At 67.1% G+C, this 17,114-nt stretch carries 13 protein-coding genes; 4 read left to right on the top strand and 9 right to left on the bottom strand.

Annotated elements, in window-relative coordinates:
• Positions 1 to 176 precede the first annotated feature (176 nt).
• On the top strand, positions 177 to 1,022 hold the full coding sequence (locus tag JF66_RS07405; RefSeq protein ID WP_035876660.1) for an NAD(P)-dependent oxidoreductase: 846 nt from the start codon (positions 177 to 179) through the stop codon (positions 1,020 to 1,022).
• Positions 1,023 to 1,261: 239 nt separating this feature from the next.
• Here the strand turns inward: JF66_RS07405 and JF66_RS07410 are convergent, their stop codons facing one another.
• Positions 1,262 to 2,512, bottom strand: a complete 1,251-nt coding sequence (locus JF66_RS07410) for an FAD-binding protein (RefSeq protein ID WP_035876662.1) — start codon at positions 2,510 to 2,512, stop codon at positions 1,262 to 1,264.
• Between the two features lie 132 nt (positions 2,513 to 2,644).
• Here JF66_RS07410 and xylA point away from each other — a divergent pair, with 132 nt between their 5' ends.
• Positions 2,645 to 3,835: a xylose isomerase gene (gene xylA / locus JF66_RS07415; protein ID WP_035876663.1), complete on the top strand. Its 1,191-nt coding sequence runs from the start codon at positions 2,645 to 2,647 to the stop codon at positions 3,833 to 3,835.
• A 235-nt stretch (positions 3,836 to 4,070) separates the two neighbouring features.
• On the opposite strand, the gene JF66_RS07420 is transcribed toward xylA, so the two are convergent.
• From JF66_RS07420 to JF66_RS07450, 7 genes are all read right to left on the bottom strand, one after another.
• Complete coding sequence (locus JF66_RS07420; RefSeq protein WP_035876666.1) at positions 4,071 to 4,769, bottom strand: response regulator; 699 nt, start codon at positions 4,767 to 4,769, stop codon at positions 4,071 to 4,073.
• Positions 4,766 to 7,267 (bottom strand): ATP-binding protein, encoded by a 2,502-nt coding sequence (locus JF66_RS07425; protein ID WP_035876712.1) that lies wholly within the window; start codon positions 7,265 to 7,267, stop codon positions 4,766 to 4,768. The genes JF66_RS07420 and JF66_RS07425 overlap by 4 nt, the downstream gene beginning before the upstream one ends.
• A gap of 3 nt (positions 7,268 to 7,270) precedes the next feature.
• The gene (kdpC, locus tag JF66_RS07430) at positions 7,271 to 7,879 is read right to left on the bottom strand and encodes a potassium-transporting ATPase subunit KdpC (protein ID WP_035876667.1); all 609 of its coding nucleotides are present in this window, start codon (positions 7,877 to 7,879) and stop codon (positions 7,271 to 7,273) included.
• 52 nt (positions 7,880 to 7,931) lie between these two features.
• Positions 7,932 to 10,094 carry a potassium-transporting ATPase subunit KdpB gene (gene kdpB / locus JF66_RS07435; RefSeq protein WP_035876669.1) on the bottom strand — a complete coding sequence of 721 codons (2,163 nt, stop codon included), beginning with the start codon at positions 10,092 to 10,094 and terminating at the stop codon, positions 7,932 to 7,934.
• Positions 10,095 to 10,099: 5 nt separating this feature from the next.
• A complete protein-coding gene (gene kdpA, locus JF66_RS07440; protein ID WP_035876670.1) occupies positions 10,100 to 11,773 on the bottom strand; it encodes a potassium-transporting ATPase subunit KdpA in 1,674 nt (557 codons plus the stop codon).
• Positions 11,773 to 11,862 carry a potassium-transporting ATPase subunit F gene (locus JF66_RS22910; RefSeq protein WP_035876672.1) on the bottom strand — a complete coding sequence of 30 codons (90 nt, stop codon included), beginning with the start codon at positions 11,860 to 11,862 and terminating at the stop codon, positions 11,773 to 11,775. The genes kdpA and JF66_RS22910 overlap by 1 nt, the downstream gene beginning before the upstream one ends.
• A 392-nt stretch (positions 11,863 to 12,254) precedes the next feature.
• Entirely contained in the window at positions 12,255 to 13,475 is a 1,221-nt protein-coding gene (locus tag JF66_RS07450; protein ID WP_035876674.1) for a M20 family metallopeptidase, read from the bottom strand.
• Positions 13,476 to 13,584: 109 nt separating this feature from the next.
• Here JF66_RS07450 and JF66_RS07455 point away from each other — a divergent pair, with 109 nt between their 5' ends.
• Complete coding sequence (locus JF66_RS07455; protein ID WP_035876713.1) at positions 13,585 to 14,919, top strand: GNAT family N-acetyltransferase; 1,335 nt, start codon at positions 13,585 to 13,587, stop codon at positions 14,917 to 14,919.
• A gap of 113 nt (positions 14,920 to 15,032) precedes the next feature.
• Positions 15,033 to 15,929: a thioredoxin domain-containing protein gene (locus tag JF66_RS07460; RefSeq protein WP_051973256.1), complete on the top strand. Its 897-nt coding sequence runs from the start codon at positions 15,033 to 15,035 to the stop codon at positions 15,927 to 15,929.
• A gap of 89 nt (positions 15,930 to 16,018) precedes the next feature.
• Here JF66_RS07460 and JF66_RS07465 read toward each other — a convergent pair whose 3' ends face one another.
• Positions 16,019 to 16,996, bottom strand: a complete 978-nt coding sequence (locus JF66_RS07465; RefSeq protein ID WP_051973261.1) for a CPBP family intramembrane glutamic endopeptidase — start codon at positions 16,994 to 16,996, stop codon at positions 16,019 to 16,021.
• Positions 16,997 to 17,114: the final 118 nt, after the last annotated feature.

Below are 17,114 nucleotides of genomic sequence, written 5' to 3' on the forward strand. Positions count from 1 at the left end.
CGGCTCCACCACGCCACGCCACACCACGCCACACCACACCACACCCACACCCACACCCACACCCACACAAAACCGGAGTCTCTGAGACACGCCGCGGTAACCCGCCACACCACCCGGCGTGTCTCGAAAATCCCCGGTTTTGCGCACCCCTGTCAGACCCGAACAAGGAGTACCCCATGAGAATTGCCGTCACCGGTGGCAGTGGAAAACTCGGACGCAGCGTTGTCGCGCGGCTCACGAGCGAAGGCCACGACGTCACGAACCTCGATATGTCAGGCGAACGCGGCTCGGCCTTCACGAAGATCGACCTGACCGACTACGGCCAGGTCGTCGACGTGATGTTCGGCATCAACGACCGCACCGACGGCTTCGATGCCGTGGTGCACCTCGGCGCCATCCCCGCGCCGGGGCTGCACGCGGACGTAGCCACGTTCCACAACAACATGCTCTCCACATACAACGTGTTCCAGGCGGCGCGCCGAGCCGGCATCAAGCGCATCGTCTACGCCTCGAGCGAGACCGTGTTGGGACTGCCCTTCGACGTGAACCCGCCCTATATCCCCGTTGACGAGGAGTACCCGGCCCGGCCGGAAAGCACGTACTCGCTCGTGAAGCACCTCGAGGAGCAGATGGCGATCGAACTCGTGCGCTGGGACCCGCGGCTGAGCATCACGGCGCTGCGCTTCTCGAACGTGATGAACCCGGAGGACTACGCCGACTTCCCCGCGTTCGACGACGACGCGACCCTGCGCAAGTGGAACCTCTGGGGCTACATCGACGGTCGGGACGGCGCCCAGGCCGTGTCTCGCGCGCTTGAGAAATCGCTGCCCGGCTTTGAGGCGTACATCATCGCCGCCGCCGACACCGTGATGAGCCGCTCGAGCGCGAGCCTGGCCGCCGAGGTCTTCCCCGGCGTCAGCGTCACCAAGACGGTCGGCGAGCATGAGACCCTGCTCTCGATCGACAAGGCTCGCCGCATGCTCGACTTCAACCCGACGCACAGCTGGCGCGACCACGTGTAGTGAGCCCCAACTGGACCGCACTCGTGGCCAACTCAGGTCATCCGCCGGCCCGGCCACGGGCATCCGGTCCTGGCTGTGACAGCACCGCCGCCGCGCATAACTCCTGCAATTCCTGAGCCCGCCACAGATCTGCCACAGAATTGCGCGGCTGGCCGGGTGGGCCATCTCGATTTGCAGGAGTTATGCCGCCACAGGGGTAGCCACACTCGGGGAATCCTGCGCCCGCAGGTCGAGCCGCCTCAGCCGCCGAAGACCGTGCGTTCGAGAAAGTCGTTGCGGAACGTGTGCTGCGGGTCCATCTGCTCGGCCAGGATGCGGAACTCGGAGAACTTCGGGTAGAGGGGCGCGAGTTCCGCGGCCCCGAGCTGGAACAGCTTGCCCCAGTGCGGGCGGATAAGAAAGGGAGCGAGGGCGGCCTCCATCAGCAGCAGCACCTTTTCCACGGCCTCCTGCTCGGGCTTCCAGGTGAAGTGCAACGCGATGCCATCGCGCCCGTAGTTGGCGCTCAGCCACAGGTCGTCCGCGGCCACGGTGCGCACCTCGCTCACGAGCAGCAGCGGCGTGATCACGCTCGACAGTCCGCGCGTGGCCTCAATCGCGGCCACGGCGTGCTCGCGCGGCAGCAGGTACTCGCTCTGCAGCTCGGCCCCGTTGCTCGGGGTGAACGCGAGGCGAAAGTGCGCCAGCCGATCGTGCCACGGCCCCACCACGCCGAGCTGCTCGGTGCAGTCCAGACCGGAGATGCCGGGCAGCGGATGCCGCGGCTCGGTGGCCGGCGTGCCGCCGAAGAACTCGGTGCGCCGGGCGAACGGCTCCCGGCTCTTCAGCCAAGCCTGCGCGACGGTGTCGCCGCTCCAGTCGGTGAACAGGCTCACGCTGTAGGCGGCCGAGGTGACGGCGTCGAAGTTCTGGAGCACGAGCGACCAGGGCAGGTTCTCGAAGACGTCCTGGCGCACGTCGAAGATCGGCTGAATCTCGAGGGTCACCCGGGTGACGATGCCGAGGGCGCCGAGTCCCACCACCATGCCCGCAAAGTCGGGCGTGGTGTCACGGGACACGGCGACGAGTTCGCCCGAGCCAGTCACGATCTCGAGTGCCCGCACGGCGGTGGCCAGGTTGCCGTTGCCGTTGCCGGAGCCGTGGGTGGCCGTGGCGATGGCCCCGGCCACCGAGATGTGCGGCAGGGAGGCCAGGTTGTGCAGGGCAAAACCTCGGCGGGACAGCTCCTCCGCCAGGATTCCGTATTTCGTGCCGCCCCCGACCGTCACGGTCAGCGCCCCCTCATCCACGACGATGTCGGGGTCGAGCCGGTGCAGCGACACCAGGGTTCCGCTGGTGTCGGCGATGCTGTTGAACGAATGACGTGACCCCAGTGCGCGAACTCGGTCGGCGCCGGCGACAAGCTGCTGCAACTCGTCGACGCCGGCGGGTGCTGCGAGCGTCGCAGCCCGGTATCGATAGTTGCCCGCCCAGTTGAGTTCAGTGGTCACAATCCGCGTCCTTGCCCGATCGAGTATGAGGTGTTCAGAACAACATAACGGTGATTTCCCGGTTGACATGACCGAGAAAGCTAATATGTTTGGAAACAGAACAATTCATCAGGATTCAACCGGGAGCACTCAATGGCGAACCAGCCCACGCGCGACGACAAATTTTCCTTCGGCCTCTGGACCATCGGCTACAACGGCACTGACCCGTTCGGCGGTCCGACCCGCCCCGACCTCGACGTGGTCGACGCCGTCACCAACCTGGCCGAGCGCGGCGCCTACGGGCTCACCTTCCACGACGACGACCTGTTCGCCTTCGGCTCCACGGATGCCGCGCGCCAGAGCCAGATCGACCGGCTGAAAGGCGCCCTCGCCGACACCGGCCTGATCGTGCCGATGGTCACCACCAACCTGTTCAGCGCCCCGGTGTTCAAGGACGGCGGTTTCACCTCCAACGACCGGGCCGTGCGCCGCTTCGCGATGCGCAAGGTGCTGCGCAACATCGATCTCGCCGCCGAGCTTGGCGCGAAGACGTTCGTGATGTGGGGCGGACGCGAGGGCGCCGAGTACGACGCGGCCAAAGACATCCGCTCGGCGCTCGAGCGCTACCGCGAGGCCGTCAACCTGCTCGGCGAGTACGTGACCGACAAGGGCTACGACATCCGTTTCGCCATTGAGCCCAAGCCCAACGAGCCGCGCGGCGACATCCTGCTGCCCACGGTCGGACACGCGATGGCCTTCATCACCACCCTTGAGCGCCCCGAGATGGTCGGGGTGAACCCCGAGGTCGGCCACGAGCAGATGGCCGGGCTCAACTTCACCGCCGGCATCGCGCAGGCGCTGTACCAGGGCAAGCTGTTCCACATCGACCTCAACGGCCAGCGAGGCATCAAGTACGACCAGGACCTCGTGTTCGGCCACGGCGACCTGCACAACGCGTTCTCGCTCGTGGACCTGCTCGAAAACGGCGGCCCCAACGGTGGTCAGGCCTACGACGGCCCGCGCCACTTCGACTACAAGCCCTCACGCACCGAAGACATCACCGGCGTCTGGGATTCGGTGTCGGCCAATATGCGCACGTACCTGCTGCTGAAGGAGCGGGCCGCGGCGTTCCGCGGCGACCCCGAGGTGCAGCAGCTGCTCGCCGCAAGCCAGGTGCCCGAGCTCTCGCAGCCCACGCTCAGCCCGGGCGAGAGCTATGACGACCTGCTCGCCGACCGCGCCTCCTACGAGGACTTCGATACGGATGCCTACTTCGGCGGCCACGGTTTCGGCTTCGTGCGCCTGCAGCAGCTCGCCCTGGAACACCTGCTCGGCGCCCGGTAGCGCCCGGTAGCGCCCGGCGGCGGATGTCCCGGCGCCGGGCGCCGTTGAGCCGGGCTCTGGACCCGGGCCGGTCTAAAACCGGGGATTCTGGCAACACGCCGTATGGGGTGGCCGGTTACGTCGGCGTGTCTCAGATTCTCCGGTTTTGAGACACATCCGGCCGTGGCCGGTTACGTCGGCGCGTCTCAGAATCTCCGGTTTGAGCACGCAGACACCGGGCACAGCCCACCTGCGCTCACTCCGACGCTGCTCCGGGCTCGAAGCGGTATCCCATGCCGGCCTCGGTGAGGAGGTAGCGGGGCTTGGAGGGATCCGGTTCCAGCTTCTTTCTCAGCTGCCCGACATACAGGCGCAGGTATCCGGTGTCGCTCGTGGCATGCGCACCCCAAATGGCGGTCGAGAGAACCTGTTTGCCGACCAGTTTGCCGGGGTTGCGCACGAGAACCTCGAGGATGAGCCATTCCGTGGGCGTCAGCCGGATCGGTTCGCTCACGGCGCCCGCCGTGCGCACGACGCGTTTCGCGGAGAGATCAACGGTGATGGGCCCGAAAACGATCACGGGCTCATCGTCCGAACCCGCACTACGACGGGTGAGGGCGCGGATCCGGGCGAGGAGCTCATCGATCGAGAACGGTTTGGTGACATAGTCATCGGCACCCCGGTCGAGGGCCTCGACTTTGTCCCCCGATCCGCTGCGGCCGGAAACCACCAGGACGGGTACGCTGCTCCAGCCGCGGAGGGCATCGATCACCGCAAGTCCGTCAAGCCGCGGCATCCCCAGGTCGAGAATGACGAGATCGAAGGTGTGGTCGATGGCGGCCTGAAGGGCGGCCTCACCGTCTTGCGCCGTGACGACGACGTAGCCGCGGGCCCCCAGGGTGATGCGGAGGGCTCGGAGGATCTGCGGATCGTCGTCGGCGATCAGAAGCTTCATCGGGATTCCTCGCTGCGAGTCGGGTTGTCGGCGGCGGGGAGAGAGATCACCATGGTCAGGCCGCCACCGGGGGTGTCATCTGCTTCGAGGGTGCCGTGCATCCCCTCGATAAACCCCTTGGAGAGCGCGAGCCCAAGTCCCAGCCCGGTCAGGTTATCCGTGTCACCGAGACGTTGGAACGGCACGAAGACGTCGTCCCGCCGGTCTGCGGGGATTCCGGGACCCTGGTCACTGACCCGAATCTGCACGGTACCGGCGAACTGACTCGCAGCGAGCCGTGCCGGCTTACCGGGTGGGGAGAAACGGATGGCGTTGGCCAGCAGGTTCACGACGGCTCGCTGCACAAGCCCCGCGTCCGCGAGAACGAGCGGGACATCGGGTGACATATCGAGTTCCACGCTGTGCGGCCCCAGGTGCAGTTCATCCAGCGCCGTGAGAACGACATCGAGCACGTCGACGGGACCGAGAGAGATGGCCAGGGCGCCGGCCTGGAGTCGGCTGACATCGAGCAGATTGGTGACCAGGTCCGAGAGCGTCTCGAGGCTCTCCCCGGCCGTGGCGAGCAATTCGTGACGGTCAGCCTCGGACAGCTCAACCTCGGTGGAACGGATGCCACTGATCGCCGCCGTCGCGGCGGCGAGTGGTCTGCGCAGGTCGTGGCCGACAGCGGCGAGGAGGGCACTGCGCATGCGATCCACTTCGCCGAGCGGCCCGATCTTGCTGGCCGTTTGCGCGAGATCGGCGTGTTCGAGTGACGCGTCGATCTGAATGGCGATCACGGACAGCAGGCGGCGCTCCGACGCCGCCAGATCGGGCCCGTACAGCTCAAGCACGGCGCGACGTCCGACGGGCACCGTCGTGGAGGGAGGGCCGACGCCGGTTTCGCCGTCGGCGGCCAGCACAGTCGTTCCGGCGAGGAGCCGCACAGCCGTGAGACTGAAGGCCTCGCGGGTTCTGGTGACGAGCGCGTGCAGCGCGTCCTCGCCCCTGAGCACACTGCCGGCCACCGTGGCCAGCAGTTCGGACTCCGCAGCCGCGCGCTGGGCGGTGCGCGAACGCCTGGCCGCCTGGTCGACGACGTAGCTGACCAGCCCGGCGTTCACGACGTACAGCACGAGGGCGACGGCATGGAGGGGCTCAGCGATGGTGATCGTGTTCAAGGGTTCGACGAAGAAGTAGTCCAACGTGAGCCCCGACAACAACGCGGCGAACAGCGCCGGCCACAGCCCGCCGACGAGGGCAACCAGCACCACGAGGAGCTGATAGCTGAGCACGGCGCTGGTGATCGCCTCGGCGCTGCGCAGGGAGACGAGCAGTACGGTCAGGAGCGGCCCTCCGATCACGGCCAGGGTCAGGCCGGCCAGCCGACGCCGCGGGCTGAGCGCGCCACCCAGCCGGGGCAGCGTGTACGCCCCTCCGGCGGCGGAGTGGGTGACGATGTGAACGTCGATGTCTCCCGATTCCCGCACAATCGTCGCGCCGATACCGGGTCCGGAGAGTGCCGCCGTGACCCGGCCGCGCCGGCTGACTCCGATCACGAGTTGGGTGGCGTTGGCGGCTCGGGCGAACTCGACGAGGGCGCGGGCCGGGTCGTTTCCGACCACCTGGTGGTAGCTCCCGCCGAGCCCTTCGACCAGGGCGCGCTGCGCCGCCAATGCGCCCGGGTGCGGAGCGTGGAGGCCGTCCTGGCTGATCACGTGGGCGGCAACGAGTTCTCCCCCGGCCGATCGGGCGGCGATCCGGGCGCCGCGCCTGATGAGAGTCTCGCCTTCGGGCCCCCCGGTCAACGCCACGACGACGCGTTCGCGCGCCTCCCACTTGTTGTCGATGCCGTGTTCGGTGCGGTACGTCTGCAACGCGCTGTCCACCTCGTCGGCGAGCCAGAGCAGGGCCAGTTCGCGGAGGGCCGTCAGGTTGCCCAGTCGAAAGTAGTTCGACAGGGCCGCGTCGATCCGGGCGGCCGGGTAAATGTTGCCCTGGGCCAGCCGGTCCCGCAGCGCCTGCGGCGCCAGGTCCACCACCTCAATCTGGTCGGCCCTGCGCAGCGCGGCATCCGGCAGGGTTTCCCGTTGGGGCGCACCCGTGATCTGGTGAACGACGTCATTGAGCGACTCGATGTGCTGAATATTGACCGTCGAGATCACGTCAATCCCGGCATCCAGGATCGCCTCGACGTCCTGGAAGCGCTTCTCGTACAGCGCCCCCGGGGCATTGGTGTGGGCCAGTTCGTCGACCAGGGCGATGTCCGGCCGGCGAGCGAGCACCGCCTCCAGGTCCATGTCGGTCAGCTCGACCCCACGGTGTTGCACGGTGACCCGCGGCACCACCTCCAGCCCCTCAAGCATCCCCGCCGTGGCCGCCCGTCCGTGGGTTTCCACGACGGCGACGACGACATCCTTGCCCTCATCGCGCAGACGTCGGCCTTCCTCGAGCATCGTGTACGTCTTGCCCACGCCGGGAGCCGCCCCGAGCAGCACCCGAAGGCGACCCCGTTTCATCATTCAGCCCCTCAGCCCGGCCAGGGCGATGTTCAATTCGAGTACGTTGACGGTCGGTTCGCCCAGGTAACCCAGATCGCGTCCCTGAACGTGAGAGTCAACGAGCGCTCGCACATCGGCTTCGGGAAGTCCGCGTTCCGCGGCCACGCGGCTCACCTGAAGCTCAGCGTAGGCGGGGCTGATGTGGGGATCAAGCCCGGACGCTGACGCCGTCAGCGCATCGGCAGGAATCTGGCCGGCCGTCGCACCGTCGGACGCTTCGATGGCCGTGGTGCGCTCGGTGATGGCCCGAATCAGGTCGGTGTTCTCCGGCCCATAGTTGCTGCCACTCGAGGCTGCCGCGTCATAGCCGTCACCGGCCGCCGACGGACGTGGCTGGAACCATTCCGGCAGCGGATTGCCCGCCGCGTCGGCGAAGGACTGCCCGATCAGGGTAGACCCGACGATGTCAGACCCGACGGTGGTGAGTGATCCGTTTGCCTGCGCCGGCAGGACACTCTGCCCGATCATCGTGATGACGAGGGGGTAACCGAGACCGAGCACGACGGTGAAGACGAGCATGGCGCGGAGGGCGACCCAGTAGGGGCGGGCGATGGTGCGTGGCGAGCTCATGGTGTGGTGTCCGTTTCCGTTGTGGTGCGATTCATGACGTCCTGACTTCCGCTCAGAAGCCCGGGATGACGGCGACCAGGAGGTCGATCAGCTTGATTCCGAGGAACGGGGCGATCACACCGCCGAGGCCGTAAATCAGCAGGTTGCGGCTCAGGATGCTCGACGCTGACGCCGCACGGTACGTCACCCCGCGGAGCGCGAGCGGAATCAACGCGACGATGATGATGGCGTTGAAGATGATCGCCGACATGATCGCCGAGGCCGGTGAATGCAGCTGCATCACGTTGAGCACCCCGAGCCCAGGGAAGACGCCGGCGAACATGGCCGGAATGATCGCGAAGTATTTGGCCACGTCGTTCGCGATCGAGAATGTCGTGAGCGCTCCGCGGGTGATCAGCAGTTGCTTGCCGATCCGCACGATGTCAATGAGTTTGGTCGGGTCCGAGTCGAGGTCGACCATGTTCCCCGCTTCTTTCGCGGCGCTCGTCCCCGTGTTCATGGCCACACCGACATCCGCCTGGGCGAGGGCCGGGGCATCGTTCGTGCCGTCGCCGGTCATCGCGACGAGATTGCCGCCTTCCTGCTCGCGGCGAATGAGGGCGAGCTTGTGTTCCGGGGTGGCCTCGGCGAGGAAGTCGTCCACGCCGGCTTCCGCGGCGATCGTCTTCGCCGTGAGCGGATTGTCGCCGGTCACCATGATGGTGCGGATGCCCATGGCGCGGAGTTCGGCGAACCGCTCGGCGATTCCCTCCTTCACGATGTCTTTGAGGTAGACCACGCCGAGGATGCGACGGGTGCCGTCGGCCTCGCCCGACGCGACCACGAGGGGGGTGCCGCCCACCCCGGAGATCCGTTCGACCTCGTCGGCGAGTTCGGCCAGCACCGTGGGTGCGGCGGGAACGGATTCCTGGACCCACGCGATCACGGCCGATCCGGCACCCTTGCGAATCTGCGAGCCGTCCACCAGATCCACGCCGCTCATGCGAGTTTGCGCGGTGAACGGCACGATGTCACCGGTCAGCCGCTCATCCTGACGAAAGCCCGTCTCGGCGGCGAGATCGACGATCGATTTGCCTTCCGGGGTGGGGTCGCTCAGCGAGGAGAGGGCAGCCGCCGCGATCAACTGCGCGGAGGCGACGCCGGCCAGGGGCGTGAACTCCCGAGCCTGGCGGTTGCCGTAGGTGATCGTGCCGGTCTTGTCCAGCAGCAGGATGGTGACGTCCCCGGCCGCCTCCACGGCACGGCCGGACATGGCAAGAACGTTCCGCTGCACCAGCCGGTCCATGCCGGCGATGCCGATCGCGGAGAGCAACGCACCAATCGTGGTGGGAATCAGGCAGACGAGCAGCGCGATGAGCACGGGCAGGCTGACCGCCGCGGCCGAGTAGCTGGCGATGGGGTTGATCGTGAGGGTGACGATCACAAAGATGATCGACAGGCTGGCCAGCAGGATGTTCAGGGCGAGCTCGTTGGGCGTCTTCTGCCGGGACGCGCCCTCGACGAGGGCGATCATCCGGTCAACGAACGTCTCGCCGGGCTTGCTCGTGATCCGCACGACGATCCGGTCCGACAGCACGCGGGTGCCACCGGTGACGGCGCTCCGGTCGCCGCCGGATTCCCGAATCACCGGGGCGGACTCGCCCGTGATGGCGGATTCGTCGATCGAGGCGATGCCCGACACGATGTCGCCATCTCCCGGCACGAGTTCGCCGGCCACAACGACGACCGTGTCCCCGAGGGTGAGGTCGGCGGATGAGATGTCCGTCACGACGGACCGTTCGGCCTCGGCATCCGCTTGGGGGTCGTAGCCGTCGACACGATGAGCGATCGTGCTCGTGCGGGTCTGGCGCAGACTGTCGGCCTGGGCTTTGCCCCGTCCCTCGGCCACAGACTCCGCCAGGTTGGCGAAAACGACGGTCAGCCACAGCCAGACTGCGATCCCCACGGTGAACGACACCGGCACGGCAGCGCCTCCGGAGTCGCGAGGGCCGCCGAGAAAAGGCTCCGCGACGGCCAGCACGGTCGTCAGAACCGCGCCGATTTCGACGATGAACATGACCGGGTTGTGCCACATTTGCCGAGGGTCGAGCTTGCGGACGGCGCCGGGCAGCGCGGCGACGAGCTGGGCGATGCTGATCGCGCCCTTCGGTGTGGGGCGATGGCGCCCCGGTTCGGGCGGATGCGCTGACGCGGATGTTTCGGTGAGAGTTGTCATGAGTGTTACTGCAGCCCTTCCGCCAGGGGTCCTAGCGCGAGTACGAGGAAATAGGTCAGAGCGGTGATGATGATGATGACTCCGATGAGCAGGCCGACGAACTGCGGTCGGTTCGTCGGGAGCGTTCCTGCTGTCGCGGGAACCTTGTCCTGGGCGGCAAGCGAGCCGGCCAGGGCCAGCACGAACACGATCGGCAGGAAACGGCCGAGGAGCATCACCACGCCGAGCGCGGTGTTGAACCACGGGGTATTCGCGGTCAGCCCCGCGAAGGCGGAGCCGTTGTTGTTGGCCGCGGAGGTGAACGCATACAGTACTTCGGAGAACCCGTGGAGCCCGGGATTCCAGATCGACGTTCCCTCGACACCCGCTCGCACGGCAGGAATCGCAAAGCTCAGCGCGGTCCCCACGAGAACGAGGGTCGGCGTGATCAGAATGTAGAGGCTGGCGAGTGTGATCTCGCGCGGGCCGATCTTCTTGCCCAGGTACTCGGGAGTGCGGCCCACCAAGAGACCGGCAACGAAGACCGCGATCACGGCCAGAATGAGCATGCCGTAGAGCCCGGAACCGGCCCCGCCCGGGGCGACCTCGCCCAGCATCATGTTGAGCATCGGCATCATGCCGCCGAGTGCCGTGTAGGAGTCGTGCATGGAGTTGACCGCGCCGGTGGAGGTGAGCGTAGTGGACGTGGCGAAAAGGGTCGAGCCGGCGATACCGAACCGAGTCTCCTTGCCCTCCATCGCTCCATTGGCCAGGCCGGGCGCGGTGCCGGCGCCGGCCAGCTCGAAGATCGTCAGGGCGGTCAGGGAGACCACGAAGATGGTGGCCATCGTGGCGAGAATCGCGTACCCCTGTCTCTTGTCACCGACCATGGTGCCGAAGGTGCGGGGCAGGCTGAACGGGATCGCCAGCATCAGGACGATCTGGAACAGGCTGGTCCAGGCGGTCGGGTTCTCGAACGGATGCGAGGAGTTGGCGTTGAAGAAGCCGCCGCCGTTCGTGCCGAGCAGCTTGATGGCCTCCTGGGACGCGACCGGACCACCGGGGATGGACTGCGTGCCGCCGCTCAGGGTCGTCAGATCGGTGAAACCGTTGACGTTCTGGATGACCCCACCAACGAGCAGTACGATCGCCGCGACGGTGGCGATCGGCAGCAACAGCCGGAGGATGCCGCGGGTCAGGTCGACCCAGAAGTTACCGATCGTTCCCGTGCGCCGTCGGGCCAAACCGCGCACGAGGGCGATCGCCACGGCGATGCCGACAGCTGCGGAGACGAAGTTCTGCACGGCGAGGCCGGCGATTTGCACCGCGTATCCCATGGTCACGTCGGGGGAATAGGCCTGCCAGTTCGTGTTCGTGACGAACGATACCGCCGTATTGAACGAGAGCCCCTCGGGGATGGCCGGGAAGCCCAGTGAGTAGGGCAGGATCGCCTGGGCACGCTGGAGGGCGTAGACAAAAAACACCCCTATCGCCGAGAACGCGAGCACGCCGCGCAGGTAGGACTGCCAGGTCTGTTCAGCATGGGAATCCACGCCGATCAGCCGGTAGAAGGCCCGCTCGACGCCGAGATCCCGGGTGCCGGTGTAGATCCTCGCCATGTAGTCGCCCAGCGGCCGGTACAGCGCGGTCAGAACGACAGCCAGGGTGAGCACCTGAAGGATCGCGAACCACACCTCCATCAGAACCGCTCCGGCTTCACGAGGGCGAGCACCAGATAAACGACCGCCGCCACGGCCAGAGCCGCCGCCGCGATGTCGAACACGATCACAGCTTCGCCACCCCCCACGCCACGACGCCGATCAGGGCGAACACGGCTGCAACGCCGAGAACATAGACAAGGTCCAACATGAACAACTCCATCCGTAGGCCGACACTCGGTCAGCGCGGTGTCCCCGTGGGGAGCACTAGCTGATTAGACACCCGAATTTCGGCGCGTGGAAGGAAACAAACGATTCCCTAACGCCCCGGACCGAAACCCTGACGGTTTCCGCTCGGCGGTGATGATCGAGGCGCGGCAGACACCATCGCGCCCCGGGCCGGTCTAAAACCGCGGATTCTGGCGACACGCCGTGTGGCGTGGCCGGTTACGTCGGCGTGTCTCAGAATCTCCGGTTTTGCGCACGCCGCGGCGCGCCCGCTGAGAGCTCGAGAAGGAGGTTTTTAGGACCGGGAGGCGAGCTCGGCCACGCGCGAGAGCGCCAGCTGGGTGTACAGAGCTGTGCCATCCGCCAGCACGTCGTCGTCGAAGGTCGCGAAGGCCGAGTGATTGAACGCGGCGGCCGCCGCATCCGCTCCTCGGGGAACGGCGGAGAGGAACACGAAGCTGCCGGGAACCTGTTGCAGTACTCGGGAGAAGTCCTCCGAGCCGCTCAGCGGCTGAGCCATCCGGGTGAAGCGCTCCCCGCCGAAGAGTTCACCGACGACGCCCTCGGCTCGCGCCGTCTCGGCTTCGTCCGTAATCGTGGGCGGGTATTCGGTGACGTAGTCGACCGTGACGTCCACGCCGTGCGCGGCGGCGATCCCCTCAAGCAGCCGGGGCACCACCCGCGCGAGCTTGTCGCGGGACTCGGGGGTGAACGAGCGGATGGTCGCCTCAAGGCGTGCCGTCTCGGGAATGATGTTTCGTTTCGTGCCAGCCTGCAGCACACCCACGGAGAGCACCACCGGGTCAAACACATTGAACTGGCGGGTGATCATCACCTGCAGGGCCGTCACCATCTCGGCGATCACGGTCACCGGATCCTGCGCCTGATGGGGCGCGGACCCGTGCCCGCCGGCACCGTGCACCGTCACGGTGAGTCCGTCACTGGCCGACATGAGCGTGTCAGCCTTGCTCGCGAACTGGCCGTTGGGCGAACCGGCGGACAGCACATGGATGCCGTACGCGGCGTCGGCACGACGCCCGGCGGCCTCGAGAACGCCCTCGCGGATCATCACGCCCGCTCCGTCATAGCCTTCCTCCCCCGGCTGGAACATCAGCACCACATCCCCGGCGAGGCGGTCGCGGTGGTGGGCGAGCAGCGTTGCGGCGCCCACCAGCATCGAGGTATGGAGGTCATGGCCACAGGCGTGCATCGCGCCATCAATGCGCGAGCTGAAATCGACTCCCGTGCGCTCGTGCACCGGCAGGGCGTCCATATCGCCGCGCAGCAATACCACGGGCTTCTCGGCGGAGGAAAATTCCCCCTCTCCCCGCAACACGGCCGTGACGGAGGTCGTGTCAGTACCGAGCGTGATCTCGTACGGAAGCCCACTGAGTGCCTCAAGCACCTTCTCCTGCGTGCGCGGCAGGTGCAACCCGATCTCCGGCTCCTCGTGCAGCCGGTGTCGAAGCTGCCTGATGTCGCCCGCCAGTGCACGAGCGTCTGAAAGTACCGTCATGGCTTCTCCTTTGAATGCGACTGACTGACCCCAGTCTGAAGTCGTCGCCGCGCATCGCCTAATCATGCGGGAGCGTCACCGCGCCGCGCACGACGACTACGCTCGAAGCGTGACCGTACACGCTGACCTTCCCGAACACACTGGCCTTCCCGTCGACGCCGACTCCCACCAGGCCCTCGCCGCGACCGGCCTCGACCTCAGCATCCTCGATCCCCGTGACGATGCCGCCGCCCGGCAGTGGCTGCAAGCGGACGCCCGTGGCTTCCACGACCCGGCGCGCAGCGACGAACTCCTCGGGGTGCTCACCCGCGAGATCGCCTCCGACCTCGTGACCGCCGTGCACGATCGCTCGGGAGCCGACCCCGACTCCCCCGTGGCAACCGTGCGGTCCTGGCCCATGGACCTCACCGTGCCCGGCGGCGCGGCGCTCCCCGCGTGGGCGATCAGCTCCGTCACCGTGGCTCCCACCCACCGCCGCCGCGGAATCGCCCGCGCCCTGCTCCCCGCCGAGCTGCGCTATGCCCGCGCCCTCGGCCTGCCGATGGCCATGCTCACCGTGTCAGAGGCCACCATCTACGGTCGCTTCGGCTTCGGCCCCGCCGCGTACCAGACGCAGTATCAGGTCGACACGTCCCGCGCCCGCTGGATCGGGCCCACGCCCGGCGGTCGGGTGCACTTCGTCACGGCCTCGTCCCTCCTCACCGACGGGCCGGCGATCTTCGAGCGTTCGCGGGAGCCCGGCGAGGTGGACCGCCGCGACATCTGGTGGAAGCACGCGCTCGGCCTCGTGCCGCAGGATCCCGATTCCGAGAAGCGCAGCCTGCGGTGCGTGCGCTATGACGACGAATCCGGCGTCGCGCAGGGCTTCGCCGTGTACTCGATCGTGCTCGGCGAGGAGGGCTACCCCGCCCGCCTGAACCTCGCCGATCTGGTGGCCGCCACCGACGACGCCTACGCCGCGCTGTGGCACTTCGTGATCGACATGGACCTCGTCACCGAGGTGAGCGCCCCGCTCCGCAGCACGAGCGAGCACGTCGCCTGGCAGGTGCTCGACCGCCGCGCCGTGCGGAAGACCCTCGAGCGCGACCACCTCTGGCTGCGCATCCTCGATGTGCCCGCCGCACTGTCCGCGCGGTCGTATTCCGCTCCGGGAATATTCGCACTGACCATCTCGGACGCCCTCGGTTTCGCCGCGGGCGAGTACCTGCTCACGGTCGACGCCGCCGGAGTTGGCCGGGCGCATCCACTCACCGCGCCGGCACCCGACGAGTCCGTGCGCGTGGCAATGTCGGTCGCCGACCTCGGCTCGCTTTACCTCGGCGCCGGAAACGCCATCGACCTCGTGCGGGCCGGCCGGTTGACCGAGCAGACAACGGATGCCGCTGTTCGCCTCGACGCCAGCTTCCACTCCGCGCGCACCCCCCGCCTCAGTACCTGGTTCTAGGCACCGGTTCCGGCGCTCGCACCTCCCAGCATCCGCACAGGCAACGAAAGCCGCACACACAGGCGCACTCCCTACTGTCGAATTGCACCCCTGAAGAAACGGTGAATTCGCGCATGATGAGCAACGCTTCCGGCCAGCCTCGCCCGACCAAGGCGGATAGGCGCGAGCACGCCCGGGAGCAGGCTCAGCAGATGCGTAACGAGGAAAAGAAGCGAGCGCAACGCCGCAGGGTGCTCTGGCGGGGCGGGATCGGTCTGGCCCTCGTGTCCGTGGTGGCGGTGGTTGCCCTCGTGATAGCCAACCAGAGCAGTCCGAGCGCGGCCGGCCCCCTCAACATGGCGAGCGACGGCATACTGCTCGGCGGCGACGGCACCACCGTGACCGCCGCCACAACCGCCGCGCTCGCTCCCGGCGCGGCGCCGGTCGCCACCGACCAGTCGGCCCTCACCAACATGGTGAACATCAGCATCTACGTGGATTACCTCTGCCCGTACTGCAGCCAGTTCGAAGCCACCAACGCCGCCCAGATCACCAGTTGGGTCACCGCGGGAAACGCCACTGTCGAGCTGCACCCCATTTCAATTCTCGACACGTCGTCCCTGGGCACGAAGTACTCCACCCGGGCGGCGAACGCGGCCGCCTGCGTGGCAAACTTCGACCCCGACAGCTTCCTGACCGTGAACACGGCCCTCTTCGCGAATCAACCCGCCGAGAATTCCACCGGTCTCTCGGATGCCGAAATCCAGAACGTGATCGAGGGTGCGGGCGTCTCTGATCCGCAGATCGCCGACTGCATCACCAACCAGACCTTTGCCTCCTGGGTCGCGGCGGCCTCGGAGCGCGCCCTGAGCGGCCCGATTCCCCATGCTGACATCACCAAGGTGACCGGCACGCCGACCGTGATCGTGAACGGCGTCTCCTACCAGGGGTCACTCACGGATGCGACCGCCTTCGAAGCCTTCGTGACCGCTCAGACCACCGCCGCCGACTCGAGTACCGGCGGCGAGTAGCCACGGTCGACGCACGAGATCAGGCCCGGTCCGAAGAACGGCTCGCGTCGTGCAGGGACCGCTGGTCGAGGCGTGAGACGGGGCATCCGTTACCGGGCGGCCGGCTTCGTGCGCCGCACGAGACTCGGCTGGCGGCGAAACTGACCGAATCCCAGGAGCATCATGATGACCGCGGCCATCATGATCCACGCCACCCAGCCGAGCGGGCCCGAGGCCACCGGGTCCGGACTCGTGTCGGCGAGCACGACGAGCATCAGGAATCCCCCGGCCGCGTTGAAGGCGCCGTGGGCGAAGACCGCCGGCCAGACGGACCCGGTGCGCAGGCGCAGCCAGCCGAGGAGAACTCCGTACACCGTGCATCCGGCGATCATCATGACCACGCCGAAAAGGTTGGGCTGCGCGAAGTTGTAGCCGAGCAGAATGATCGGGCTGTGCCAGAGTCCCCAGATCGCACCCGAAAGCAGGAGTGCCGGCCACGTGCCGAGCGGCAGCAGGCTGGGCAGCAGCCAGCCCCGCCAGCCGATCTCCTCACCGAAGGCGAGCACCCCGTTGACGAGTGCCGCGAACGGAATAAGCAGCAGCTGCAACAGGATCACGGTTTCCACCGGAATGGGCAGTTCCACTCCCGGTGCCGCGGCCTGTAGAAGAGCGGCGAAACCGGAGAAGTTCTCGAGGTCCAGCTGCACGACTCCGAGGCCGGCCGCGAGGAACACGCCCGCGATGACCAGCAAGGCTGTGCCGAAGATTCCCGCGAGAATCATGCCGATGGTGCGCCAGACGGGTCGTAGCGGCCACATGCCGAGGTATTCGGTGATGGGTCGGGGCCGCGGTTTCTGCACGAAGAGCACCACGAGAAGCGTCGCGATCAGGGGCGTGAACATCATCAGCGGAAGCAGCAGTCCGGTGAACGGGTTGCTGAGGCCGTCTCCGCCGAGCCACATCGGCAGGGCCACGAGCCACGCCAGCCCGCACGCCACAACCACGTACACCGTGACGGCCCGCCAGGGCACCCTCACCAGGGGCTGAAGTCCCGTGCTCTCTGGTGCAGTATCTGTTTCTGTATTCATGTCGTTCTCCCCCATGGTGCGTCCCCTGCGTCCACGAAATAAAGATTCCGCTCGGACGGTTTCTCCAGCGTAGCGGCCGTCGGTCTGGAGGGGAACCGCGCAGCTGGAAGACTGGGCA

Origin of the sequence: Cryobacterium sp. MLB-32 (assembly GCF_000738085.1) — a bacterium.
Taxonomy (GTDB): Bacteria; Actinomycetota; Actinomycetes; order Actinomycetales; family Microbacteriaceae; genus Cryobacterium.